Genomic DNA, 25,584 nt, shown 5'->3' on the forward strand with positions numbered 1-25,584 from the left:
GGTCGCCGCAAAAGAGTTACTGAGCGCGCGGGTGGGCTCCGGCCCACACTTCGCGCAGCGCGTGCACGGTGACCAACGTGTAGATCTGCGTGGTCGTCACCGAGGCGTGGCCGAGCAGCTCCTGCACGACGCGCACGTCGGCCCCGCCCTCCAGCAGATGCGTGGCGAACGAGTGCCGCAGCATGTGCGGCGACACCCCCGAGGTGATCCCGGCGCGCTCGGCGGCGTCCTGCAACACCTGCCAGGCGCTTTGCCGCGACAGCCGTCCGCCGCGGGCGTTGAGGAATATCGCGGCCGTGCCGCGGCCCCGGCGGGCCAGCTCCGAGCGGCCACGCACCAGGTAGGCATCCAGCGCCTGCACGGCGGGCCGCCCGATCGGCACCAGCCGCTGCTTACCGCCCTTACCGTGCAACAGCACCGATCTGGCCTGGGTGTCGATGTCGTCGACGTCGAGTCCGACGGCTTCGGAGATGCGTGATCCGGTGGAGTACAACAGCTCCAGCAGCGCCCGGTTGCGCAGCGTGAGCGGACCGTCGGACGGGCTCTCCCCGCCCGCGCCTTCCAGCAGCGCCAGCACCTCGTCGATGGTCAGGCTTTTGGGCAGCCGACGACCGGGGGTCGGGGGTCGCACAGCGCGCGCCACGTCCAGTTCGGCCAGCCCCTCGGCGGCGGCGAAGCGATGCAATCCGCGCACCGCGATCAATGCCCGCGCGGCCGACACCGCCGACAAGCCCACCGCTCCGGAATCGGGATCACCGCGTCGCAGTGCGACCAGGAATTCGCTGACGTCGTCCTCACCGACCTTGGCCAGATCGTGAATTCCACGGTCTTCCAAGTGCTTTGAATAGCGACGCAGGTCGCGCCGGTAAGAGCTGAGCGTATTGGCCGCTACTCCCCGCTCGATCGTCAGATGGTCGAGGTAGCCCTGCATTTGCGACTCGAGCATCAGCGCGGTCGTCATTGCGCGGCCGCTTTTCGGGCGGCGAATGTCGTGGGCTTGTCCGGCCACGGGATGTCCACCCCACGCGGCTGGGCCAGCCCGGTCGTCACGGCGTGTGCGGCCAGAATCCCGGCCACGGCAATGGAATTGACGATCTCACCGCTGAAGACCAGCCGCAGCGCCTCGTCGATCGGGACCCAGCGCATCTGCATGTCGGCTTCTTCGTCGTGCGCTTCGGGACGGCCGATCTCGCTGAGGCCGGTGGCCAGGAAGACCCGCACCGATTCGTCGCTGTATCCGGGCGCGGTGTCGATGTCGACGAGAACGTGCCAGGAGTCGGCGTGCAGACCGACTTCCTCCTCGAGTTCGCGTGCGGCGGTGAGGTGCGGTGCTTCGCTCTCGGCGTCGAGCAGGCCCGCCGGCAGCTCCCACAGGCGCCGGCCGAAGGTGTGCCGGTACTGATACACCATCGCGATGCTGTGGTCGTCGCGCATCGGCACGACGGCGACGGCGCCGTAGTGCTCCACGACCTCGCGCGCCGCGGTGTTGCCGCCGGGCATCCGCACCTCGTCGCGGCGCAGCGTGAAAATCTTTCCGGTGTAGAGCGTTTCGCTCGACGCCGTCTCGAAGACGTGGTCAGCCACGGGTGGCGGGTTCAGGTATCGACCGCTCGGCGCTGTCTCGATGCTGGTTGCCGTTGGACGTGTGCTCGGGGATCTCCACCGGAAGCAGCTCACCTTCTTTGTAGTCGATGGCCGCGCCGACGAATGCGACGAACAGTGGGTGCGGCCGGGTGGGCCGGCTCTTCAGTTCGGGATGGGCCTGAGTGCCGACGACGAACGGGTGAATGTCCGACGGGTATTCGACGAACTCCACCAGGTGGCCGTCGGGCGAGGTGCCGGAGAATCGCAGACCGCTTTCGGCGATCTTGTCGCGGTAGGCATTGTTCACCTCGTAGCGGTGCCGGTGCCGCTCGGACACCTGGGTAGACCCATATGCCTGCGCCACAATCGAATCCGCCTCGAGCACCGCGGGGTATGCCCCCAAGCGCATGGTGCCGCCGAGGTCGGCTTCGCCCGCCACGATGTGCTCCTGATCGGCCATCGTCGAAATCACGGGATCCGGTGTGGACGGTTCGAATTCGGCCGAGTTGGCCTCGGTCAGGCCGACCGAGCGGGCGGCTTCGATCACGATGCACTGCAGCCCGAGACATAACCCGAATACCGGCAACCCGCGCGACCGTGCGTAGCGAATGGCGCCGATCTTGCCCTCGATGCCGCGAATGCCGAATCCGCCGGGGATCAGCACGCCGTGCACGTCGGCCAACGCTGAGGCGGCACCCGCGGCGCTCTCGCAGTCGTCGGAGGGCACCCACAGCATCTCGACCTTGGCGTGGTGTTTGAAGCCGCCGGCCCGCAACGCCTCGGCCACCGAGAGGTACGCATCGGAGAGGTCAACGTACTTGCCCACCAAAGCAATTCGGACGGTTTCATGCGGCTCGTGCACCCGGCGGAGCAGGTCGTCCCATTCGGTCCAGTCGACGTCGCGGAACGGCAGGTTGAGCCGGCGCACCACGTAGGCGTCGAGCTCCTCGCGGTGCAACACCTTGGGGATGTCGTAGATCGATGGCGCATCGGGGGTGGAGATGACACCGTCGATGTCGACGTCACACATCAGCGCGATCTTGTTCTTCAACGGTTCGGGAACGGGACGGTCGCTGCGCAGGATCAGCGCGTCCGGGGTGATACCGATGCTGCGCAGCGCCGCCACCGAGTGCTGGGTCGGCTTGGTCTTGAGTTCGCCGGACGGCGCCAAGTAGGGCACCAGCGACACGTGGAGGAAGAAGACGTTCTCGCGGCCGACGTCATGGCGGACCTGGCGGGCCGCCTCGAGAAAGGGCTGCGATTCGATGTCGCCGACCGTGCCGCCGATCTCGGTGATGACGACGTCCGGGCGGCGCCCGTTGTCGTCGGGTTGGGCCATCGCCAGGATGCGCCGTTTGATCTCGTCGGTGATGTGCGGGATCACCTGGACGGTGTCGCCGAGGTACTCGCCGCGCCGCTCCTTGGCGATGACGGTTGAATACACTTGCCCGGTAGTGACATTCGCCGATCCGGACAGGTTGCGATCGAGGAACCGCTCATAGTGGCCGACGTCGAGGTCGGTCTCAGCGCCGTCCTCGGTGACGAACACCTCGCCGTGCTGGAACGGGTTCATCGTGCCCGGGTCCACGTTGAGATACGGGTCGAGCTTTTGCATCGTCACGTGCAATCCGCGGGCGGTCAGCAGCTGGCCAAGGCTACTCGCGGTCAACCCCTTGCCGAGCGAGGAAGCAACCCCACCGCTGACGAAGAGATGCTTGGTGGCGGTTTGCGGGTGCTTACGCACAGGCGACCTCCGTGAAGACGGGCAGGGCGTCGTTTTCGTCTAGCTTTTAAGAAGCTGGGCCTGCCGACCCACGGAAATCCACCCTAACACCAGCGACCGCCGGACGCGGCTAACACGCCCGGCAGCCGGACAGCAGCTACTGCGGGACGGTGATCGAGCTGGCGCCGTGGCCGGTGCCGTACTGCCCGACATGGCCGCCATTGAGCAGGTCATGCAGGCCGAGGATCGCGGTGATCCGACCCGGCGCGACGTCGACGTCGTCGACGGTGCTGATCGCGGAGTTGATGCCGGCGTCGGCGCGTGCCACCGCGACCGCGGCACCGCCCGTCGACGATCCGTCCCGCCCGGCCAGCAGCGTGCCCGAGCCGTGCGGCGCCAGCGCCGCGGCGAAGCGGGCCACGCTGACTCCCTGATTGCCTGCGTCTTGCGGCAGCGCGCCACCGGTGACGATCAGCGCGGCGTTCGCCGCTGCCATGTGGTCGCCGGGCTGATAGGTGACGAATCCGGTCTCGCGCAGCGCCGCCAGCACGGTGTCGCGCTGGGTGTCATCGACGGGTGGGACCGCCGGGTTGGCGTTGATCAGCAGGGCGATACCCAACAGGTCACCGGCTTGGGACCCCTGGTCGACGAGTTTGGTGCTGAGTTGCTGGCCGGCGGGCAGCACTGACGAGTTCACCACGGTCCGCAGTTTTTCGGCCGAGTTGGCGTCGACGAACTCTTGCGTCAGTGCCACTGTCCCCGTGACGGTCCCGCCGGCCTGCCCGGCGATCTTCGCGACCGCGGCGACGTCGTCGTCCTTGGCATCCGGAGTGCGGAAGACGACGACGGATTTGCCGGCCAGCCCGTCGTGCACGATCCGGTTCATCAGCTGGTTGTCGAAATTGTTTGCCGCGCTGAGCTTTTCGTTGAGGACATTCTTCTGGTCGTTGAGGCCGTTGATCTGCGAGTAGAGGTCACGCTTCTCGTTGCGCAGGCTGGACAGCAGGGTGTCGGACAAAAAGCCCGAGCCCAGCACGACGCCGACGGCCAACGCGAGGAAGACCGCGGCCAGCGACAAGGCATGTTGGCGTAACGAGATCATGAGCGCACCCCCTTAGAACGGACTACGTGATCAGGTGCTGAATCCACAGGGAGAAGTGATTCCAGTAGTCGGTGACCCAGTGCAGCACCACGCCGTCGGTGCGCGACACCCACAGCGCGACGATGACGGCGATCAGCATCGTCAGTGCCAGCAGCGCGATGGCACCGCCCGAGATGTGGTTGCGGTAGAGGGTGGCGACAGCCTTCGCGTCAACCACCTTCTCCCCGACCCGAAGCCTGGTCAAAAACGTCGACGGGTTGCTCTGGGTGCGCGTCCGGTCGAAGAACGTCTCGATGTTGGCGGTGTGGCCGGCCGTCACCAGCAGCGCCGCGCCGTGGTGGTCGGCCAGCAGCAGGGCCAGGTCGACGGCCGAACCCGCGGCGGGGAAGGTCATCGCCCCCACCCCGAGATCCTGGATGCGCTCCAGCCCGGGCGCGTGGCCGTCGGCGTCGGCCGGCAGCACGACGTGAGCGCCGCACTTGAGTGCGTCGGTGCTGATCTGCTCCGGGTCGCCGACGATCAGCTGCGGGCGATAGCCCGCCTTACGCAGCACGTCGGCGCCGCTGCCCACGCCGATCAGGACCGGCTGGTACTCCTTGATGAACGGCTTCAGCGAGCGGAGGTCGTCGGCGGCACTGTCCTCATCGGCGACGATCACCACGTGGCGGCGGCGCATATCGATATCGACGTCGGGAATGCCGATGCCGTCGATCAGCAGCGGGCTCTCGCTCTTGATGAATTCGATGGTGTTGCCCGCGAACGCCTCCAGGTGGGCGGCCAGGCCGCTTTTGGCCTCGCGCATCAGGTCGGCGATGTCGTGGTCGGTGCGCTCGGTGCCGCGGATCAGCCGACGCTCGCCGGCGTACACCCCGCCCTCATACAGCCGGATCTTGGAGCCGTCCTTGACCTTCTTGAAGATGTCCGGCCCGGTCTCATCGATCAGCGTGACGCCGTTGTTGACCAACACCTCCGGGCCCATGTTCGGGTAACGGCCGGAGACCGACGGCGATGCGTTGACGACGGCGGCGATGTCGGCCTCGACCAGCGCCTCGGCGGTGATGCGGTCCAGGTCCAGGACGTCGAGAACCACGATGTCTCCCGGGCAGACCCGGCGCAGCAGGCGGTCGATGTTGCGGTCCACCCGTGCGGTGCCGGTCAGACCCGGCCGGGAAGCATTACGTGTGAGCAGCCCTGACATCTTCATGGGGGCGATTCTGTCCGCGATCGTCGGCTCAGGGGTGGAGGCGCGCCGTAACATTAGCCCCAGAAGTTATCTAGAGTCACATCCGTAACAGGCGGGTTGCGGTCTGGTCTCGACCGTCGACTGTTGGGCTGAACGGCCACGCCAAGGCGACGTTCGCGGGGCGACGACGGTCAGATCTCGTCGTTTTGGGCGCCGGCGAGCAGCTCCCGGGCGTGCGCGCGGCCGCTGTCGGATTCGCCGAGACCGGCCAGCATCCGCGCCAGCTCGGCGACCCGCTCGTCGTCGGTGACGCGGCGCACCACACTGGTCCCCCGCGGCCCGGCCGGATGCACCACCAGGTGCACGTCGGCATACGCCGCGACCTGCGGCAGGTGGGTCACGACGATGACCTGGTGAGTGCGGGCCAGTCGCGCCAGCCGCCGCCCGATCTGGACCGCGGCCCGGCCGCCGACGCCGGCGTCGACCTCGTCGAACACCATCGTGGTGCCCTGCGCCGAGGCCGCCAGCACCACTTCCAGAGCCAGCATCACCCGGGACAACTCGCCGCCGGAGGCGCTCTTGGCCAGCGGCAGCACCGTCATGCCGCGGTGCGCGGCAAAGCCGAACTCAACCTGGTCGATGCCGTCGCCGCCCGCGCGGGCAAGCTCGCCGGACGGCAGCATGAGGGCGGCCGGGTCGTCCTTCTCGGTGGCGATATCGGTGCTCACCTCGATGGTGAATTCGGCATCGGCCATCGCCAGCCCGGACAGCTCGGCGGTCACTTCCTTGGCCAGTTTCTTCGCGGCCTTACGCCGGGCCTTACTGAGATCTATTGCGGCTTCTGCCAATTCACCGGCGAGCTCGTCGGCGCGGCGTTCCAGCGCCGCCAGCCCTTCTTCGGACACGTCGAGTTGGGCAAGCCGGTCGCGAGATTCGGCCGCCCAGGCCAGCACGCCGTCGACGTCCGCGGCGTACTTGCGGGTCAGTGTCCGCAACTCGGCCTGGCGGGCCAGCTTGGACTCCAGCGCGCTGGCATCGCTCGGCAGCTCTTCGAGGTAGCCGCCGAGTTCCTGGGCCGCGTCGGCGACCACGGTCTGCGCCTCGCGCACCTGCTCGGCCAACGCATGCAGCTTGGCGTCGTCGGTGGATTCCAGTGCGGCCCTTGCCCGTCCGAGAGTGTCGGCCGCGCTGCCACCCGAGAGATCCTCGGTCGAGAGCGCTTCGCGGGCGGTGGCCGCGGCCTCGCGCAGGGTGTCCAGTTCGGACAGTCGCACGATGTCGGCGACCAGGGCATCGTCCTCGCCGGGCTGCGGATCCACGGCATCGATCTCGTTGAGCGCGAAGCTCAGCCGGTCTGCCTCCAGCGCGAGTTCGCGCATGCGGTTGCGCCGGTCGAACAGGTCGCGCCGCGCCGTGAGCCAGGCGTCGCGCACTTTGCGGTAGCGCTCCAGCGCGGTGCCGGCCTTCGCGAACCGGTCCAGCGCGCCGCGTTGCTCCTCGGGCCGCATCAACCGCAGCTGGTCGTTCTGGCCGTGCAGGGTCAGTAGCCCGGTAGTAAAGTCCCCCAACGATTTCGCGGGCACGCTGCGACCGCCGAGATAGGCACGAGACGGCCCCTCACGGCTGACCGAGCGCAGCGCGATCACGCTGCCGTCCTCGTCGCGCTCCCCGCCGGACGCGTCCAGCATCTCGTCCAGCTGCGCGATCACAGCGTCATCGAGATCGGTTGTGGTGAACCGGCCTTCGACGACCGCGCGTTCGGCACCCGAACGCACCCGGTTGGCGTCGGCACGGGCGCCACCGAGCAGATGAAGTCCCGTCACCACCATGGTCTTGCCGGTGCCGGTCTCACCGGTCAGAACGGTTAGGCCGCGGTCGAACTCGCCGACGGCAGAGCTGATCGCACCCAGCGACTCGATGCGGATTTCGGTCAGCATGGCGTCAGCACCGCTGCGGCGCCGTTACTTTCCGCGCCAACCGGTCACGGGCAGGCGGAACTTGCGCACCAGTCGGTCGGTGAACGGCGCGCTGTCCAGCCGTGCCCACTTCACCGCGGTGCCGCAGCGTTTCACCTCGAGCCGGCCTCCCGCGGGTAGCACCATTTCGCGACGACCGTCGCAGAACACCAGGGCGTCGTTGCCGCTTGCCTCGATCTCGATCGCGATAGCGGCGTCCGGGCTGGTGACCATCGGCCGCCCGAACAGTGCGTGAGCGTTGTTGGGCACCACCAGGATCGCCTCGAGGTCCGGCCACAGCACCGGGCCGCCGGCGGAGAAGGCGTAGGCGGTCGATCCGGTCGGCGTCGACACCAGGACGCCGTCGCAGCCGAAGGTCGACACCGGCCGTCCCTCGATCTCGACGACCACGCCGAGCACGCCGAGTCGAGGGCCCTTCTCTAGGCTGGCCTCGTTGAGCGCCCAGCCCTGGTCGATCACCTTCCCGCGATGCCGTACGGCGATGTCGAGCGTCAGACGCTCCTCCACCCGGTAGTCCTGCGCGACCACATGTTCGAGCACCCGGTCGATCGCTTCGGCTTCGGCCTCGGCCAGGAACCCGATGCGGCCCAGGTTGACGCCCAGCACCGGAATGCCGGCATTACGCGCGAATTCCGCCGCGCGCAGGAAGGTTCCGTCGCCGCCGAGCACCAGCACCAACTCGCAGCCTTCCGCGGCGTCGGGCTCGGCGTCGACCACCTCGATCTCGACGCCCATCGCCCGTACGTCGTCGGGAGACAGCGGCAGCGGCCCCCGGTCGACCGCCTCGGCCGACAACACGCGAAGCGCAATTCCGTTGTCGCTCAATACCTTCTGAACACGTCGCGCGGTCTCGGTGGCTTCCTCGCGCCCGGTGTGCACGACCAGCAGGATGGTGCGTTCGGTGGTCATTGCGGGCCCTGCGCTAGCGCGCGGCGCACCGCGTCGACGAGCCCGTCACCGGTCAGCACCCGCTCGGTGTCGGCGCGCAACCACAGGAAGTATTCGACATTGCCCGATGGTCCCGGCAGCGGACTGGCCGTGACGTCGACGGTGTGCCAGCCCAGCTCGCCGGCACGTCCCGCGACGGCCAGCACCGATTGGGCGCGCATCGCGGGATCGTGGACGACCCCGCCGGCACCGACCTGGCCCTTCCCGACCTCAAACTGCGGCTTCACCATGGGAACGATATCCGCGTCGGGGTTGGCGCAACCAGCCAGCGCGGGCAACACGGTGGACAGCGAGATAAACGACAGGTCAGCCACCACGAGGTCGACACGGCCGCCGATCGCCTCGGGCGACAGGTCGCGCACATTGGTCCGCTCGACGACGATCACCCGCGAGTCCGAGCGCAGCGACCAGGCCAGCTGGCCGTATCCCACGTCGGCGGCCACCACCTCGGCGGCGCCACGGTCCAGCAGGACCTCGGTGAAGCCGCCGGTCGACGCGCCGGCGTCCAGGCAGCGCCGGCCCGCGACCGGGATCCCGAACGCGTCGAGCGCACCGATCAGCTTGTGTGCGCCGCGCGACACCCATCGGCGCTCGCCGTCGTCGGCGACGGTCAGGGCCGCAGTCGCCGCGACGGCGGTGCCCGGCTTGACCGCGGGCATGCCGTCGATGCTGACCTTGCCGGCGCCGATCAACTCGGCGGCCTGCTGACGGGATCGTGCGAGTCCGCGGCGCACCAGCTCGGCGTCAACGCGGGCGCGTCGTGCCATGCCCGCACCTCAGCCCTTCTCCGCCGACTCCAGCGCGGCCAGCAGCACGTCATGGGCCTGCGATAGCCGGCGTGCGATGTCTTCGAGCTCGGCCAGGGACGGCCCGGTCTCCCGGTTTTCCGGGTCGGCCAGGTCGGGCAGCTGCGCCAGCAGGTTGTCGATGTCGGCGCGAATCTGTTCGGGATCGATATTCATTGCGGTTCTACGGTAGCCATCCGCTAGTCCCCGTGCACGAGAGACCAGCGCTCGAGCGCGTCGTGTGCCCGGTCGTCGCCGGGCCGGATGCGCGCCGGCCGCCCGTCAAAATCGCCGCCCCACACCGCGCTGGCGACGGCGCGCACGATCGACAGTCCGTCCCCGTCGTCTGCTTCGCCGGCACCGGTGACCGTCACCGCACCATCGGCGACGTCGATCGCCCAGCCGGGCTGCGGCCCGACCGCGAGCAGGTTGCTGCCCTGGTGCAGGGCGCGCAGGTCGTGGCCGATGTAGGTGGGCCGCTGCTCGGCGCTCGCGTACACCGCGTCGCGTGCGCTGCTCACCCCGGTCAGCACCATCAGGCTGGGTAGCCTCGCGGCATTGGCGCCCTCGATGTCGGTGTCCAGGCGGTCGCCGATCACCAACGGCGCGCGGTAGTCGCCGCGGGCGACCGCATCGTCGAGCAGTGTCGGGGCGGGCTTTCCGGCCACCTTGGGTTCGGCCCCGGTCGCTGCCCGCAGCGCGGCCACCAGAGATCCGTTGCCGGGCAGCAGACCACGCTCGGTGGGCAGCGTGGCATCGATATTGGCCGCCACCCACAGCGCGCCGGCCCGAATGGCGAGTGCGGCCTCGGCCAGGTCGGGCCAGCCGATCGTCATCGACAGTCCTTGCACGACCGCGACCGGGTCGTCGTCGAAGCGGCGCACCGGACGCAGCCCGACTGCGGAGATCTCGTTGGCCAGCGAGTCGGTACCGACGATCAGCACGGGCGAATCCGGGGGCAGCTCACCGGAAAGCAGGCGTGCGGCACTTTGGGCGCTGGTGACGACGTCGTCGCCGGTGGCGGTGAAGCCGAGGTCACGCAGGTGAGTCGCTACTTCGTCGGCGCTGCGGGAGGCGTTGTTGGTGACGAACAGCTTGCGGCTGCTGACCTCGTCGAGGGTCTGCACCGCGCCGTCGGTGGCACTGTGACCGCGGAACACCGTCCCGTCCAGATCGATGAGCAGGCAATCATATTCCTGCGCAATGCTTTTCATTTGATCGAACCCAGCATCGTCAGCCCAGCTCGCTGACCCGGTCTTCGGCGTCGGTCACGCCGTCGACGTCGGCGGCCGCGGAGTGCAAAAACCATTGCAGCGCTTCGTCATTGCGGCCGAGCGCCAGCAGGGTGTCGGCGTAGGCGTAGAACAACCGGGCGGCCGTCGTGCCGGAGCGGATCGGGTCCAGTTGCGGAGTGGCCAACAGCGTCAGCGCCTGTTCGAGTTGACCGAGATCCGAGCGGGCACCCGCGATTACGATGCGCAGCTCATCGGCGTCGTCGCCGGACAGCTGGGCCGCCTCTTCCCCGCGGGCCAGCTCGATCGCCCGCTCCGGCCGGCCAAGGCCGCGTTCACAATCCGCGATCAACGCCAGCAGGGAGGACTTACTGCCCATCCGGCGGGCGGCACGCAGTTCGGACAGCGCCTGGGCCCAGTCGCCGGTGCGGTATGCGGCGATGCCGACCGCTTCGCGGATGGCGGCGATCCTGCTGGACCTGGCGCGCGCGGCACGGGCATGGTTCAGGGCGGCTTCCGGGTCTTCGTCCATCAGCTCACCGGCGGCGACCAGGTGGCGTGCCACCGCATCGGCGGTCGCGCGGTCCAAGGTGCTCAGTTCGCCGCGGATTTCGGGAGCCAGCTGTTTGGGGTCCACGTCGGGCGGTATCGGGGGCCCGCTGTCCGACGGGCGATCGCGGTCCTGCGGGGTGTTGCGCGGCTGGGCTGTGCGCGCGCGGCCCGGTCCAGACCAGGAACCGTCACGGCCCGTGCGCCGCTTCGGTGCGCCCCCAGATCCCGTGCGCGGGCGTCGTTCGCCGTTGTGACGCTGTCTGTCGTCGCCCACTCGTGTCGTTCACCTCGATTGCTCCCGGTCTCCTCGAAAAGGATACGGGCACCCGGGTGTGGGTCTCGCTACGCCTTGAAGCGGTCCGGAACCAACGGCGCGATCATCGAAGGACAGAAGCTCGCGATCGCGATGATCGTGAAGATGCCCGCATTTTTCTCGGTCATGCCGTTGCCGCTGGACACTTCCGAGACGACCGAATCGAACGACCGACCCGGCTGGACCAGCATCGGGCAGACCGACTGCCCCTGCGCCAGTGCGGCGGCCGGCGCAGTGACGGCAATACCGGCATTGGTCAGCCTGGACAGGAAGGCGTTGCCCGCTATGTCCGCGCGAATGGGGGCGGCCATCGATGCCGCCGCGACGATCAAAGCCGCCGTCAAGACCATAAACCCGAAGGCCTTGACCTCGGTACCGGCCCGCAAGGTCCACTGGTACGCCATTGCTTGCGCCGTCATCTCTCGCTCTCGTCGATTGTGTGGTGGCTGCGCAAATTCATTGTGACTACAGTGGCCAACGAGTGTCACGTTTAGGGCACGGCCAGGTAAAGGTTTGCACACCACCGCGTTTTGCTCTGACGTCTTGACAATCTCGGGTGCAGTATGTTCCGCCGTTGATCGCCCACCATCGGCGGCCGACCAGATCGGTACACCGAATCTCTTGTCGCCCAAGCGATCTGAGCCCACCAGCGGCGCCAGGCCAGACGGTGATGTCCCCCGAATGGGGGACACCGGATTTCCACCCGCGATTCAACCGGTTGAGGGATACCGGGGAGCGGTCAATCCGGGAAAACTAGTTCTCACAGCGGGGATCTCGTCGCTCCTTCCAAACGAGGCTCCCCTCCTCTCATATCGGCTTCCCCTCCGATTGACGAGATCTCCGCTGAATACTTTTTTCCTAGACCTTCTCGATGCCGGCGATGTTGCGCTTTCCGCGACGCAGCACCAACCACCGGCCGTGGAGGAAATCCGAGTCCTGCGGCGACCATTCGTCGCTGTCGACCCGAACATTGTTGACCGAAACGCCGCCCTCGCCGATCGTGCGTCGCGCGGCGCCCTTGCTCGCTGACAGGCCGCTGGCCACCAACAGGTCGACGATGCCGTCGGGCCCGCCGGGTATGAGCTCGGCAACCGACGTTTCGCGCAGCGCGGCGGCCAGCGTCGTTTCGTCGAGACGGTCCAAATCGCCCTGGCCGAACAGCGCCTTGCTGGCGTGTTCGACGGCCGCGGTGGCCTCCTCGCCGTGCACCAAGACGGTGAGTTCGGTGGCCAGCCGCCGCTGCGCGGCGCGTTGTTGCGGACGTTCGGCGGTCACCTGTTCCAGCTCGGCCAGCTCCTCGGCGGACAGGAAGGTGAACCACCGCAGGTAGCGGATCACGTCGGCGTCCGCGGTGTTGACGAAGTACTGGTACCAGGCATACGGACTGGTCAGCTGCGGGTCCAGCCACAAGTTGCCGCCGCCGGTGGATTTGCCGAACTTGGTGCCGTCGGCCGCCGTCACCAGCGGGACGGTCAGTGCGTGCACCGTCGCGCCCAGCTTCTGGCGCACCAACCGAACCCCGGCGATGATGTTGCCCCATTGATCCGAGCCGCCGATCTGCAGCGCACAACCGTGGCGCTGGTGCAGTTCGACGTAGTCGTTGGCCTGCAGGAGCATGTAACTGAACTCGGTGTAGGAGATCCCGTCGCCCGCCAGCCGCCGCCGGATGGTGTCGCGATCCAGCATCACGTTGACCGAGAAGTGCTTGCCAAGATCGCGCAGGAACTCGATCGCCGACATCTGGGCCGTCCACTCGAGGTTGTCGGCGACGATCGCGCCGGTCGGTGAGTCGTCGAAGTCGACGAAGCGTTCCAGCTGTCCGCGAATCCGTTCGGTCCATTCGGCGACGGTGCCGGCCTCGTGGAGACTGCGTTCCCCGACCTCACGCGGGTCGCCGATCATGCCGGTCGCCCCGCCCGCGAGCACGATGGGCCGGTGCCCGGCGCGCTGAAAACGCCGTAGTGCCAGCAGCGGCACCAGATGTCCCGCGTGCAGGCTCGGCGCCGTCGGGTCGAAGCCGGCGTACACCGTCAGCGGTCCGCGCTGGGATTCGGCGGCCAGGGCGTCGAGGTCGGTGGACTGCGCGATCAGCCCACGCCAGCCCAGCTCGTCGATGATCATGGGGTAAGAATCTAGTCGCTGGCGCCCGGGGCAGGTGCCCGCGGACTTCGCCGGTACGCCGAGACTTCCGGTCGACCGGCAAGCCACAGCCGCCAGGGCCGGTCGGCGGCCTGGCTGACGCCCACCCGCGGGCCCGCCACCGCGCCATCGGTCGGGTTCAACGCCAGCGACACCGGCGAGTCCGGGGCGAACAGGTCAATCCCGTTGTCGGACATCGTAATTCCCAACGCAGCGCACAGATTGCCGGGACCACGGGCCAGCGCGGTGGTGCGGATGGCCTCGCCGCGGCGTCCCTGGGCGATGTCGACGCCGTCCTGGATCACGGCGGCGCGCAGCAGCACCGCGGCGGCCGTGCCGTCGGGTCCGCACGAGACGTTGGCGCAGGTGTGGATCCCGTGACTGAGGTAGGTGTACAGCCGGCCCGGCGGCCCGAACATCACGGCGTTGCGGCCGCTGGGTCCCCGGTAGGAGTGCGCCGCCGCGTCCGGCCACGGCCCGTCGGGAACCCCGCCATAGGCCTCCACCTCCACGACGATCGCGCGCACGCCCCGGCCGGTGAGGGTGGCGCCGAGTAGCCGGTGCGCGGCCGCGACCGGGTCGACTACCAGCTTGCGTGCACCCACCCACCGAACCTACCGAGAGCCTGAACATGGCAAACTCCCGGTTGCCGCGTGGCGAAGGAGCCCAAACAATGCATGCAATCGACCCCGCTGCCACCGCGTGGCTGCTGGCCAGTACCGCACTGGTCCTGTTGATGACCCCCGGCCTGGCGATCTTCTACGGCGGGATGGTCCGCACCACCGGGGTGCTCAACATGATGATGATGAGCTTCGTCTCGATCCCGCTTGTCACGGTGGCCTGGCTGTTGGTCGGCTACACGCTCGCGTTCTCCGAGGACGGCGCCGGCGGGTTCATCGGCAACCTCAGTCATCTCGGGATGCTCGGCATCACACCCGACAGCCTGCACGGCACGGTTCCCGAACTGCTCTATGCGACGTTCCAATTGACCTTCGCGATCATCACGGCGGCCCTGGTCAGCGGCGCGATCGCCGACCGCGCCCGCTTCGCCGCCTGGATGGTGTTCGTCCCGGTCTGGGCGATTGTCGTGTATTCGGTTGTCGCGCACTGGGTATGGGGCCCCGGCGGCTGGCTGGGCAAGCTCGGCGTGCTGGACTACGCGGGCGGCCTGGTCGTCGAGATCGTCTCGGGCTCCTCGGCGCTGGCGCTGGCGCTGGTGCTGGGACCACGCATCGGCTTCAAGAAAGACGCCATGCGGCCGCACAATCTGCCGCTGCTCTTTGTCGGTGTCGGACTGCTGTGGTTCGGCTGGTTCGGGTTCAACGCCGGTTCCGCGTTGGCCGCCAACGGAACTGCCGCGGCCATCTTCCTCAACACGCTCGTGGCCGGCTGCCTCGGCATGCTGGGCTGGCTGACGGTCGAGCAGATCCGTGACGGCAGGCCCACGACGTTCGGCGCGGCGTCCGGTGTGGTGGCCGGCCTCGTCGCGATCACCCCGTCGTGCGGGACCGTCAACACGCTCGGCGCCGCGGCCGTCGGCCTGACCGCGGGCGTCGTCTGCGCGTTCGCGGTGACGGCGAAATTGCGCTTCAACTATGACGATTCGCTCGACGTCGTCGGTGTGCACTTCGTCGGCGGAGTCGTCGGCGTCTTCCTGATCGGGCTGCTGGCCACTGCCGTGATGACGTCGGGACCGCAGGGCCTGTTCTACGGGGGCGGGTTCGGCCAGCTCGGCAAGCAGACGTTCGCGATCGTCGTCGTCGCGGTCTATGCGTTCGCGGTGACGTTCGTCCTGGCGAAGGTGATCGAGCGGACGATGGGTTTCCGGCTCAGCCCCGAGGACGAGACGACCGGCGTCGACTTCACCCAGCACGCCGAGACCGCCTACGCCGAAGGCGTGCACGGTCATCTGCCGTTGCGCCGTCCCGGCTCCCCCGGCTGACTCCAGACCACCCCTTGACAAAGCCTCACCACGAGGACGAATATTCATCGCATGATGATTTCATCTCGTGATGAATTAATCTCGACCGGCAGCGACGTTGCCGTCGACATCGACCATCTCCGCGTTATCCGCGGCAAACGCCCAGCTCTGCACGACTTTTCGGTGCAGATCGGGAAGGGCAGCATCACCGGCTTGCTCGGCCCGTCCGGCTGCGGCAAGACCACGCTGATCAGAAGCATCGTCGGCACGCAGATCGTGACGTCTGGAACCGTAACCGTGCTCGGCAGACCCGCCGGCTCCGCCGAATTGCGCCGCCGCGTCGGCTATCTGCCGCAGGACCCGACCATCTACAACGACCTGCGCGTCGCCGACAACGTCCGCTACTTCGCCTCGCTCTACGGCTTCGACAGCCACGCCGCCGACGCTGCGATCGAGCGGGTCGGGCTGACCGATCACCGGACCGCGTTCTGCGCCAACCTCTCCGGTGGCCAGCGCACCCGGGTGTCGCTGGCCTGCGCACTGGTATGCCAGCCCGAGCTGCTGGTGCTCGACGAGCCCACGGTCGGCCTCGACCCGGTGCTGCGCGCCGACCTCTGGGATCAGTTCAACGACCTCGCCCGTGCGGGCGCCACCCTGCTGGTCTCGAGTCACGTGATGGACGAGGCCGATCGCTGCAAAGACCTATTGCTGATGCGGGACGGGAACCTGCTCGCCCACACCACGCCGACCCGACTACGAGAGGACACCGGATGCACGTCACTGGAGGACGCGTTTCTGTCCATCATCAAGCGCACCATCATGCGCGAAGCCGGCTAGGGCTCAAGGGATACACCGCCACCACGACGCGGATTCTGCGTCAGTTGGCCGCCGATCACCGCAGTGTCGCGATGATCCTCGCCGTGCCGGTTCTGGTTATCACGTTGATGTACTTCATGTTTCGCAATGCCCACCACCCGCCCGGCACGCCGGCGCCGTTCAACAATGCCTGCCTGATCCTGCTGGGTCTGTTCCCGCTGTTCGTGATGTTCATCATCACCGCGATCACCATGCAACGCGAACGGGCCTCCGGGACGCTGGAGCGCATCCTGACCACTCCCCTGCGCCGGCTGGACCTGCTGATCGCCTACGGAACCGCCTTCTCGATCGCCGCGGCGGCGCAGGCGACGGTCGCGTGCACTGTGTCGTTTTGGTTCCTCGGGTTCGATACCTTGGGCAGCTGGGTGTGGGTGTTCGTGATCGCGATCGTCAACGCGGTGCTGGGCGTCGGCCTGGGCTTGCTGTGTAGTGCGTTCGCCCGCACCGAGTTTCAGGCCGTGCAGTTCATCCCGCTGGTGATGGTGCCGCAGCTGCTGCTGGCCGGCATCATCGTCCCGCGAGCGCTGATGCCAGACTGGCTGCAATGGATCAGCAATGTCATGCCGGCCAGCTACGCGCTGGAAGCTCTGCAACAGGTCAATTCGCATACCGAACTGACCGGCATCGCGGTGCGCGACATCGCCGTAGTGGCGGGTTCGGCGTTCGCGGCGCTGTGCCTGGCCGCGGCCACACTGCGGCGACGGACGCCATAACGTGACGGCCGCCAAGACCGGGCGCAGACGACCCGGGCGTCCGGCCGGCAATTCCGATACCCGCGATCGCATCCTGGCCAGCGCCCGAGAGCTGTTCGCCAGCAAGGGGATTCGCAACACGTCGATTCGCGCGGTGGCCGCGGCGGCGGGTGTCGATTCAGCACTCGTGCATCACTATTTCGGCACCAAGGAAAAGTTGTTCGCCGCGGCCGTCCACATCCCGATCGACCCGATGGACATCATCGGTCCGTTGCGCGAGGTGCCGATCGAGGAGATCGGCTACCGGCTGCCGTCGATGTTGTTGCCGCTGTGGGATTCCGAGCTGGGCACCGGGTTCATCGCGGTGTTGCGGTCGGTCCTGGCCGGCGCAGAGGTCAACCTGTTCCGCACGTTCATCCAGGACATCATCGCGGTCGAAGTGGGTTCCCGCGTCGACGATCCGCCGGGCAGCGGCGTCATCCGCATCCAGTTCGTCGCGTCTCAGCTGGTAGGAGTGGTGATGGCGCGCTACATATTTCAACTCGAGCCGTTCGCGTCGCTGCCGGCCGAACAGATCGCCCGCACCATCGCGCCCAACCTGCAGCGTTACCTCACCGGGGACTTGCCGGATCTGCAGGACTGAAGCGGAGCTTTCCAGCAGGCCAAGCTTCGCCGACGTCGGGCAGCACCGTTGGTTCCTAGTGGTGCCGGGCCGCCTCTTGCACGAGTTGCACCCGCGAGCTGACGCCGAGCTTGTTGTAGACGTGGGTGAGATGGCTCTGCACCGTGCGCGGCGAGATGAACAGCCGCTTGGCGATGTCGTTGTTGGCCAGGCCTTCGCCGACCAGCCGCACGACGTCGTGCTCGGTGGGGGTCAGCGCGCCCCAACCGGTTGTCGGCCGCCTACGGTCGCCGTGCCCTCGACGGGCATACGCGATCGCCTCCTGGACGGACAGTGCCGCGCCCTCAGTCCAAGCGCTCTCAAATTCGCTGGGTCCCAACGCTTCCCGGACGGCATCGATCGCCGTCGTGTAAGCGTCGTCGTAAACCTTGAACCTCATCACGCCGGTGCTTTGCCGGACCGCGTCAGCCGCGCCGTAAAGCCGCGCGGCTTCCCGGTGACTGCCCGCGCCGGCGGCAAGCCCGGCAAGGCACTCCAAGGCGTCGGGCGTGATCACGTGGGCGTCGTGTGAGGCCGCTATTGCCAACGCTTCGCGGGCGTCGCGTTCCGCTTGCTCGGGCTCACCCTGGGCGCTCGCGACGCGGGCGCGGGTGTTGAGCGCCAGGCCCAAGTGGCAGCCGGCAGTCACCGCTACCGCCGCGTCCGCCCACCGCCTGGCCGCGGCTATATCACCATGCGCCAGCATGACATCGGCGATCGGGTTCGCATTGACCACGGTGTGTCCCTGCTGCGCGCTGATGCGTTGTGCGGCCATCTCGCTCGTCTGCACCGCAGCCGCAACGTCGCCCGCCGCGAGTTGCGCCAGCGCCAACGGGCCGCCCGCCATGCCTTCGGCCATGGCACCGAATTCGGATGCGGCTCGAAGCGCGGCGGACGCCTCCTCCAACGCGGCTTCGGTGTCTCCCATCCACGCCAGGGTGTGGCCCAGGTGGCAGTGGCAGAGTTCCCGCATGAGCGGGTCGTGATCGGCCTCGGCCTCCGCCATGATCTCGTTGAATTCGGTATTGGCCCGGGCCGGTTCGCCGCGCATGACGTGGGAAGTTGCGATGCCCCAGAATCGACACATTCGCGAGAGGAACCGGTCTCCGATCTCGTCGGCGAGGTCGCGACCTTCCTGCCCTGCTCTGAGCGCGGCGGTGGGATCACCGCCGCATATTGCCGCGTAGCTCTGCCACCAGAGGATTTGGCTCAGTCTCCACTTGTCGCCGGATTCGCGCGCCAGACCTGCCGCCTCATCGAGGTATGGGCCCGCGACCTCCGGGTTGTAGGCGGCGGTGCACCCGCACGCGACCAGGGCATGGAGCAAGGGGCCGGATTCGCCGACCTCTCGCGCGATGGCAAGGGCGCGCTGGGCTCCCTCCATGCCGATCGGATCCCCCACCGCCGCGGCGATCACGGCATGGTCGGCGAGCGCCCGCGCGTAGACCGCGGGCGCTACCCCCGTCTGCGGCGAGTACCCGTCGGACAGCACCGACTTGATCCACGACAGGCCCTCCTGGACCCGCCCGCGGGTGAGCCACAACGGCTGCAGGGCGGACGCGAGTTGCAGCGCCCGGTTGCCGTCGCCGGTATCGCAACTCCAGGTGAACGCGGCTCGCAGGTTGTCGATCTCGTTCTCGGCCTGTTCGACTTGCTCGCGTCGGCCGGCCGAGTTCGGCTGATCCAGAACTACCGCCAGCTGTGTGTAGTGGTCACGGTGCCGGGCGCGAACCGCATCCGATTCACCGGATTCGCCAAGCCGCTCCAAGGCGTACTGCCGCACCGTCTCGAGCAGCCGGTATCGCGCTCGGCCGCTGATGTTTTCGGCAATCACCAGCGACTTGTCCACCAGCAGGGTGAGCTCGTCGAGCACCTGGTGGCGCTGCACCTGATCGTCGGTGGCAACGGCTTCGGCGGCATCGAGGTGGAATCCGCCGCGAAACACCGCCAGCCGCCGGAAGATCAGACGTTCGACGTCGGTGAGCAGCGCGTGCGACCAATCCACCGATGCCCGCAGCGTCTGCTGGCGTCGGACCGCGGTGCGGTTCCCCCCGGTCAGCAGGCGGAACCGGTCATGCAGGCTGGTGAGAATGTCGGTGACCGACAGAGCCCGCACTCGCGCCGCGGCAAGTTCGATCGCCAGCGGCATGCCGTCAAGGCGTTGACAGATCTCCTCGACCGCGGCGGCGTTGTCCTGGTTGATGACGAATTCGGGCCTGACGAGACGCGCACGGTCGGTGAACAACTCGACCGCTTCATCGGTGATCGACAGGGATGACACCCGCCAGATCACTTCACCGGTCATGCCGATCGGCTCACGGCTGGTCGTCAGCACTGTCACACCGGGGCAGGCCCGCAGGATCGGGCCGACGAGTTCGGCGGTCGCATCGAGCAGGTGCTCGCAGTTGTCCAATACCAGCAGCATCTGCCGATCGGTGATGAACCGCAGCAAGGCGTCACCCGCAGAGCGCCCGGGAATGTCGGTCAACCCGAGTGTGCGGGCGGTCGTGGCGGGGACGAGGTCGGATTCGGTGATCGGTGCCAGGTCGACGTAGTGTGCGCCGTCGCGGAAATCGGCGGCTATCCGGCCGGCGACCTGTACAGCGAGGCGGGTCTTGCCCGCACCGCCGGGTCCGGTCAGGGTGACGAGTCGATTCTCCGCAATGATGCGCGTCAGCTCCGCGATCTGCTCCTGGCGGCCCACGAAGCTGGTCAGCTGAGGCGGCAGCCCGACCGACACCGCGGCCGGGAGGCGCAGCGGCGGGAACTGGTTGTGCAGGTCGGGGTGGCACAGCTGGATCACTCGCTCGGCGCGGCGAAGATCACGCAGCTGGTGGCTGCCCAGCGGGAGCAACCAGGCGTCAGGCGGCAAGTGGTCGGCCACCATCTCTTCGGTTGCGCCGGACAGGACGGTCTGTCCGCCATGCCCCAGGTCGCGGAGCCGCGCGGTCCTGTTGATCGTCGGCCCGATGTAGTTGCCTTCGTCCCGTAACTGGACCTCGCCGGTGTGCAGACCGATCCGCAGCCGGATCGGCGCCAGAGGCGCCAACTGCAGTTGGAGAGCGCATGCGACCGCGTCGCTGGCGCGGTCGAACGCGACGACGAAGCTGTCGCCTTCGCCCTGCTCAACCGGGCGCACACCCCGATGGGCGGCAATCAGCTCGGTGAGTGCGCCGTCGAGCCGGGCGACAGCTTGCGCCATTTCCCGGGGCTGCGTTTCCCAGAGCCGCGTCGACCCCTCGATATCGGCGAGGAGCAGCGTCACCGTGCCGGTCGGTAGCTCTGTCAGCCCTACGTCGCTCTCGTTCATCGGTGGTATCCCCGCGCGTGGGTCAATCTCGCTCATGTTAGCCAGCATCAGTGCTCGCCAGCGCCATAACATCCGCGAAACCGCGCAGATTTCGCTGGCCGTCGTGCGGTTTCTCCGACCCCCCACCGGATTTTTTCCGCGTTCTGGCCGATGGTGTGGACCCCGCGGCGCCGGATAGTCGTTCCGAAATGCAATGCAGACGCACTAGAGAGGAATCCCCATGAAAGTCGCGCCCCGAGTCCCGCCGGTCCAGTTGGTCAATGCAGTGCAGCGGTTTCGCCAGCGTCTGCTGCGGCTTCACCAGTCCCTCGCCCCCGCACCGGCGGTGATGACCGAACTCGTGTCCGGGGCCTGGGTGGCCCAGGCCATCGCCGTCGCCGCCGAACTGCGCATCGCCGACGCGCTGGACGCAGAACCCCTCGGACTCGATCAGCTGGCCGCCCGGGTGGGCGCCGACCAGGACGCGCTGGGCCGGTTGCTGCGGGCACTGATCAGCCGCGGAATCTTCCGCCGGCACCGCGACGGCCGGTACGGGCTGACGTCGCTGGCAGGCACGCTGCGCTGGGACGCACGCGGTTCCGTGGCCGGGATGGCCCGGATGGTCGGCACGCCGGAGATGCGGGAACATTGGAGCCATTGCATCGATGCGATTCGCACCGGCGAGGCGGTCGTTCCCAAGCTACGTGGCATGGACGGTTTCGACTGGCTCTCGGGCCACCCCGAACTCAGTGCAGTCTTCGATTCGGCGATGACGAACCTCTCCGAGATGGCCGTTGATGCGGTGGCCGCCGCATACGACTTCGCCGACTATCGCACCATCGTGGACGTTGCCGGCGGGCACGGCCGGCTGCTGGCCGGCATCCTCGCCAAGAACCCAACCGCGACTGGCATCCTCTTCGATCTGCCGCACGTCGTGGCCGGCGCCGAACCACTGCTGTCCCAGCACCGCGTCGCGGAGCGCGTGCGCGTCATCGCGGGATCGTTCTTCGATGCGGTCCCCGATTGCGGCGACCTCTACCTGCTGAAGAACATCATCCACGACTGGCCCGACGACAAAGCTCAGCAGATCCTCAAAACCCTGCGCGCGGCAACTCAAATCGGAACAACCGTCTTGCTCGTCGAATGCGTGATACCCCCGCACGATCGAGATGATCTCGCCAAATGGACGGACCTGGAGATGCTGGTCGTGAATGCGGGCCGGGAACGCACCGTCGACGAATATCGAAATCTGTTGCAGCAATCAGGCTTTCAGATGACCCGGGTTGTGTCGACACCCTCGCCGTTCAGAATCGTGGAGGCCGCCGCCGCCTAGCCTCGTTCCGTGAGGCGGGCGTGCTCGTCCTCGTCGACATCGCGCGCCTCGTCGATCAACAGCACCGGGATGCCGTCCTCGATGCGGTATGCACGGCGCAGCCGCGGGTTGTAGAGCAGCTCGGCCCCGTCTTCTTGGGACACCAGCAGCAGCGGGCCGCGGTCCTGCGGGCACACCAGAATGCTCAGCAGGGTCTGGTCAAGCATCGTCACCTCGATACGTGGCGGCCAGTTCGGACCGTATCGCCGGAGTCAACCGGCGGTACTGCGAGCTGGCGGTGTCGAAATACCAGGCATGCCGCCCGGATTTGGGAATCCCGGCCGCCCGCAGGGCGCTGACGGTGGGGCGGTAGGTCGCGCTCAACGTCAGCTCCGGCACCACACAAACGATGTCGGGTCCCAGCCCGAGCGGCATGCCGGCGAAAGCTTCGGTCAAGTCCGCCGCGGTGATGGTGGCTCCGGGCAACAACGTCACCGCCGACACCGCCACCTCCAGGTTGCCGAACGGCACGTTGTAGGTCACCGCGAGGTCCACGCCGTTGATCAGGCCGAGCGCGTCGGTGACCGGCTCGGGATAGACGAGCCCGCGCGCGGTGTGCACCACCGAGCCGCGCCGGCCCATCAGCCAGAAGTCGCCGTCCTCGTCGCGGCGGAACAAATACTCGGAGGAGATCCAGGTGTCGGCGGGCGCGAAAACCCCGCGCTTGACCGACGCCGTCGGATCGATCGGCCCGTTGGAAGCCGCGAGCAGCACCCCGACCTGGTTGACGTCGGCAACCTGCACGAAGCCTCGCTCGTCTTCCAGGATCAGGTCGTGTTCGGCATCGTAGGCCGCGAGTTCTGCTCGCCCGGCACCCGGCAGCGGCCGGCCTTTACAGCCGATCTTGGCGCCGGACACGTTGGCCAGCACGGCCTGTCCGTCCGTGGTGGCGAAAAACTCGACGACGTGCGCGGGGGCGAATGCGTCGACGACCCGCTCCCACAATCCGGTCGGCATACCCGAGCCGATGAACAGCCGGACGGGATGATTGCCGTGCAGCACGAAGGCCGGGTCGTCGACGATGTCGCGCAGCATCGCCCAGGTGTAGGACACGACGGTGACGCCGTACTGCCGTATCTCATGGACGAACCGGTCCGAGTTCAGCCCGCGCGACAACGCGATGCGGGTACCGCCGACGACCGCGCCGCCCAGGGCGACCAGCAGGGCGGATTCGTGGTGCAGCGGCGTCAGACAGTAGACGGTGTCGCGGCGGTCCAGGCCGGCCGCCGAAGCGGTTCCGAACGCCGACACCGCCCACCGATAGTTGGTGATCTGCTTGGCCACCAACTCGCCGCCGACGGCGCTGAATGCGATGAACGCCAGATCCCGGGCCAATCCCGGGTTGGGCCGATACCAGGCGGGGAGCTCGACGGCATCCGGGTCGATCTGCTCCATGTCGATGACCTGGTTTTGCTTCGAGCCGTCCTCGGGCAGATGCAGGTTGCGTGCCTCACCACCACCGAGCACCAACACCTGGCCCGGCCAATCGCGTAAGGCCTCCAGGTTGGTGGGGTCGGTCATGATCTCGCCGACCCGCCCAAGCCGCACGGATGCGGTCAGGTCGGCGTCGGGGCGCATCACCACCGCGACGGCGCCGAGCCGGGACAGTGCGGCGATCGCGACCAAGGCACTGGGTCGGGTCTCCATCAGCACGCCGACCCGGTCGCCCTGCCGGACGCCGACCTGAATCAGGCCCCGGACAACGTTGTTGATGCGGCGGTCGACCGCCTCGTAGGTGTGCACACGACCGTCAAACAGCAGGAACTCGCCCCGCGGCGCGTTGCGGGCCTGCTCGGTGATGATGCGGCCCAACGAGATTCGGGTGTGGTCGTTGATCTGCCCGAGCCGGGCCAGCCGGGGTAGCGTACGCGCGGTCTCGACGGCCAGGGTCCGCATGGATTTGTTGGCCGCGACCACCGCGCCAGTGGCGCCGCGCACCAGCTCGATCGCCGCCTCCGACGCCTCGCCGATGCCATGCGTGAGCCGCGAACTCAGCGCGACGCCGCTGTCGGTGTGCTCTTCGGGCTGATCGGCCATCAGGTCGATGTTGTCGGGCTTGTCGCCGCCGGTGGTGAGCCACTCGATCCAGGCGGCGACGGTGGGCCAACCCTGTTCTGCGGCTTTGGATCCGACGACCAGGCCGAAATGACCGGTGCGGATCCGGGCTTCGTAGACCTCGGCGTCGGGTGCGGCGCGCCGGATACCGCGCACCGACGCCGGCTGGCCGATGTCATCGACCTCACCGACGAAGGCCAGCACTGGGCAGGTGATGTCGGTGAGCGTGACCATCTGTCCGTTGACAGCGAACCCGCCGGTCATCATCCGGTTGTGCGCGATGAATTGCTTGAGCAGCTCGGAGATCGCCGGACCGGACCAGGCGATCCAACCCTCGCGCTCGAGGAACCGGCGCTGTTGTTCGCGGGGCAGCAGCGCCTCGCGGTCGTGCAGCTGACGCACGAAGTCGACGCGCGCCTTGGCCGTCTTGAGCGGATCCAGCATCTGGAAGCCGGCCCGCGCCATCCAGCCCGGTATGGCCAAGCGGCTGAAGACGTGATCGGCCATGAAGTTGGCGACGGGTGGGGCGAAGTTTGCCGGGATGCCCATCGGCAACGCGGCCAGGGTGTCCACCGGCGAGCCGAAGGTCACGATGCTGGCCAGCGCTTTCGAACGGCGGTAGGCGGCGACCTGATAGCACCACATCCCGCCCTGCGAATACCCGACCAGATGCACATCGGCGCCGGTGACATCGCGGACCGTGTCGATCGCCTGGCTCAGCGCGACGATGTGGTCGGCCAGGTTGCGGCGCATGCCGCCCTCGACTTTGTCGGGTGAACCAAAGTCGATCACCCAGCAGTCCAGCCCGTGCGAGTGCAGGATGCCGACCGCGCCGTCTTCGCGGGTCACGTCCCACATGTCGGCCGACATCATCATCGGGTGCACCATCAGCACCGGTGGGCCCACCGGACGCTGGCCGGGGCGATTGTCGGGCGGAAAGTAGCGCCGAAGCTTGTACATCGGCACGCTTTCGACGATCTGCGACGGCGACGGAACCGTGCCGGTCTCAAGGCCCCCCAGCCGCAAGACCTCCAGGCCGTTCTGGGCCGTCGCGACCAGTCGTTCCACCGGCCGCGTGATCATCGACAAGTTCAGATCCACCGCTGCTCCCCACTCTCGACAGCTGAGACATCATGGCACATCGCTGTCCTTAGCGGTTCTGGTCAGGCTGTTTGCTCCCT

22 protein-coding genes are annotated in these 25,584 nt (G+C 67.8%); 5 read left to right on the plus strand and 17 right to left on the minus strand.

Going from position 1 to position 25,584, the window contains the following annotated elements; all coding sequences use genetic code 11:
- Positions 1-16: 16 nt before the first annotated feature.
- From xerD to AAHS21_RS15770, 14 genes are all read right to left on the minus strand, one after another.
- On the minus strand, positions 17-961 hold the full coding sequence (gene xerD / locus AAHS21_RS15705) for a site-specific tyrosine recombinase XerD (RefSeq protein WP_342928539.1): 945 nt from the start codon (positions 959-961) through the stop codon (positions 17-19).
- Positions 958-1,584, minus strand: coding sequence for an NUDIX hydrolase (locus AAHS21_RS15710; protein ID WP_342928540.1), 627 nt, complete (start codon positions 1,582-1,584; stop codon positions 958-960). The genes xerD and AAHS21_RS15710 overlap by 4 nt, the downstream gene beginning before the upstream one ends.
- Positions 1,577-3,328, minus strand: a complete 1,752-nt coding sequence (locus AAHS21_RS15715; RefSeq protein WP_342928541.1) for a CTP synthase — start codon at positions 3,326-3,328, stop codon at positions 1,577-1,579. Before AAHS21_RS15715 ends, AAHS21_RS15710 begins: the two co-directional genes overlap by 8 nt.
- Positions 3,329-3,464: 136 nt before the next feature.
- Positions 3,465-4,409, minus strand: a complete 945-nt coding sequence (locus AAHS21_RS15720) for a copper transporter (protein WP_342928542.1) — start codon at positions 4,407-4,409, stop codon at positions 3,465-3,467.
- 22 nt (positions 4,410-4,431) lie between these two features.
- The gene (gene steA / locus AAHS21_RS15725; protein ID WP_342928543.1) at positions 4,432-5,613 is read right to left on the minus strand and encodes a putative cytokinetic ring protein SteA; all 1,182 of its coding nucleotides are present in this window, start codon (positions 5,611-5,613) and stop codon (positions 4,432-4,434) included.
- A 170-nt stretch (positions 5,614-5,783) separates the two neighbouring features.
- Positions 5,784-7,529 carry a DNA repair protein RecN gene (gene recN, locus AAHS21_RS15730; protein ID WP_342928544.1) on the minus strand — a complete coding sequence of 582 codons (1,746 nt, stop codon included), beginning with the start codon at positions 7,527-7,529 and terminating at the stop codon, positions 5,784-5,786.
- 24 nt (positions 7,530-7,553) lie between these two features.
- A complete protein-coding gene (locus AAHS21_RS15735; RefSeq protein ID WP_342928545.1) occupies positions 7,554-8,477 on the minus strand; it encodes an NAD kinase in 924 nt (307 codons plus the stop codon).
- Positions 8,474-9,283, minus strand: coding sequence for a TlyA family RNA methyltransferase (locus AAHS21_RS15740; protein ID WP_342928546.1), 810 nt, complete (start codon positions 9,281-9,283; stop codon positions 8,474-8,476). Before AAHS21_RS15740 ends, AAHS21_RS15735 begins: the two co-directional genes overlap by 4 nt.
- Before the next feature lie 9 nt (positions 9,284-9,292).
- Positions 9,293-9,478, minus strand: a complete 186-nt coding sequence (locus tag AAHS21_RS15745; protein ID WP_096287257.1) for a hypothetical protein — start codon at positions 9,476-9,478, stop codon at positions 9,293-9,295.
- Between the two features lie 23 nt (positions 9,479-9,501).
- Positions 9,502-10,515 (minus strand): HAD-IIA family hydrolase, encoded by a 1,014-nt coding sequence (locus AAHS21_RS15750; RefSeq protein ID WP_342928547.1) that lies wholly within the window; start codon positions 10,513-10,515, stop codon positions 9,502-9,504.
- 19 nt (positions 10,516-10,534) lie between these two features.
- Complete coding sequence (locus AAHS21_RS15755) at positions 10,535-11,359, minus strand: tetratricopeptide repeat protein (protein ID WP_342928548.1); 825 nt, start codon at positions 11,357-11,359, stop codon at positions 10,535-10,537.
- A gap of 68 nt (positions 11,360-11,427) precedes the next feature.
- Entirely contained in the window at positions 11,428-11,817 is a 390-nt protein-coding gene (locus AAHS21_RS15760; RefSeq protein ID WP_342928549.1) for a DUF732 domain-containing protein, read from the minus strand.
- A 439-nt stretch (positions 11,818-12,256) separates the two neighbouring features.
- Complete coding sequence (tyrS, locus tag AAHS21_RS15765; RefSeq protein WP_342928550.1) at positions 12,257-13,519, minus strand: tyrosine--tRNA ligase; 1,263 nt, start codon at positions 13,517-13,519, stop codon at positions 12,257-12,259.
- Between the two features lie 11 nt (positions 13,520-13,530).
- Positions 13,531-14,142, minus strand: coding sequence for a DNA-3-methyladenine glycosylase (locus AAHS21_RS15770; protein ID WP_342928551.1), 612 nt, complete (start codon positions 14,140-14,142; stop codon positions 13,531-13,533).
- 68 nt (positions 14,143-14,210) lie between these two features.
- Here AAHS21_RS15770 and AAHS21_RS15775 point away from each other — a divergent pair, with 68 nt between their 5' ends.
- Genes AAHS21_RS15775 through AAHS21_RS15790 form a run of 4 tightly spaced genes read left to right on the plus strand, consistent with a single transcriptional unit; the run spans position 14,211 to position 17,669 of the window.
- Positions 14,211-15,479, plus strand: a complete 1,269-nt coding sequence (locus AAHS21_RS15775) for an ammonium transporter (RefSeq protein ID WP_342928552.1) — start codon at positions 14,211-14,213, stop codon at positions 15,477-15,479.
- 51 nt (positions 15,480-15,530) lie between these two features.
- A complete protein-coding gene (locus AAHS21_RS15780; protein ID WP_342928553.1) occupies positions 15,531-16,295 on the plus strand; it encodes an ABC transporter ATP-binding protein in 765 nt (254 codons plus the stop codon).
- Entirely contained in the window at positions 16,229-17,047 is an 819-nt protein-coding gene (locus tag AAHS21_RS15785; RefSeq protein WP_342928554.1) for an ABC transporter permease, read from the plus strand. The genes AAHS21_RS15780 and AAHS21_RS15785 overlap by 67 nt, the downstream gene beginning before the upstream one ends.
- 1 nt (position 17,048) lies before the next feature.
- Positions 17,049-17,669 (plus strand): TetR family transcriptional regulator, encoded by a 621-nt coding sequence (locus AAHS21_RS15790; protein ID WP_342928555.1) that lies wholly within the window; start codon positions 17,049-17,051, stop codon positions 17,667-17,669.
- A 55-nt stretch (positions 17,670-17,724) separates the two neighbouring features.
- Here the strand turns inward: AAHS21_RS15790 and AAHS21_RS15795 are convergent, their stop codons facing one another.
- Positions 17,725-21,045 carry a LuxR C-terminal-related transcriptional regulator gene (locus AAHS21_RS15795; RefSeq protein ID WP_342928556.1) on the minus strand — a complete coding sequence of 1,107 codons (3,321 nt, stop codon included), beginning with the start codon at positions 21,043-21,045 and terminating at the stop codon, positions 17,725-17,727.
- 172 nt (positions 21,046-21,217) lie between these two features.
- On the opposite strand from AAHS21_RS15795, the gene AAHS21_RS15800 reads away from it, so the two are divergent.
- Positions 21,218-22,309: a methyltransferase gene (locus tag AAHS21_RS15800; RefSeq protein ID WP_342928557.1), complete on the plus strand. Its 1,092-nt coding sequence runs from the start codon at positions 21,218-21,220 to the stop codon at positions 22,307-22,309.
- Here the strand turns inward: AAHS21_RS15800 and AAHS21_RS15805 are convergent.
- The gene (locus tag AAHS21_RS15805) at positions 22,306-22,515 is read right to left on the minus strand and encodes a Trm112 family protein (protein WP_342928558.1); all 210 of its coding nucleotides are present in this window, start codon (positions 22,513-22,515) and stop codon (positions 22,306-22,308) included. The genes AAHS21_RS15800 and AAHS21_RS15805 overlap by 4 nt on opposite strands.
- Positions 22,508-25,486 (minus strand): acyl-CoA synthetase, encoded by a 2,979-nt coding sequence (locus AAHS21_RS15810; RefSeq protein WP_342928714.1) that lies wholly within the window; start codon positions 25,484-25,486, stop codon positions 22,508-22,510. The genes AAHS21_RS15805 and AAHS21_RS15810 overlap by 8 nt, the downstream gene beginning before the upstream one ends.
- Positions 25,487-25,584: the final 98 nt, after the last annotated feature.

Origin of the sequence: Mycobacterium sp. 050272 (genome assembly GCF_039023525.1) — a bacterium.
Taxonomy (GTDB): Bacteria; Actinomycetota; Actinomycetes; order Mycobacteriales; family Mycobacteriaceae; genus Mycobacterium.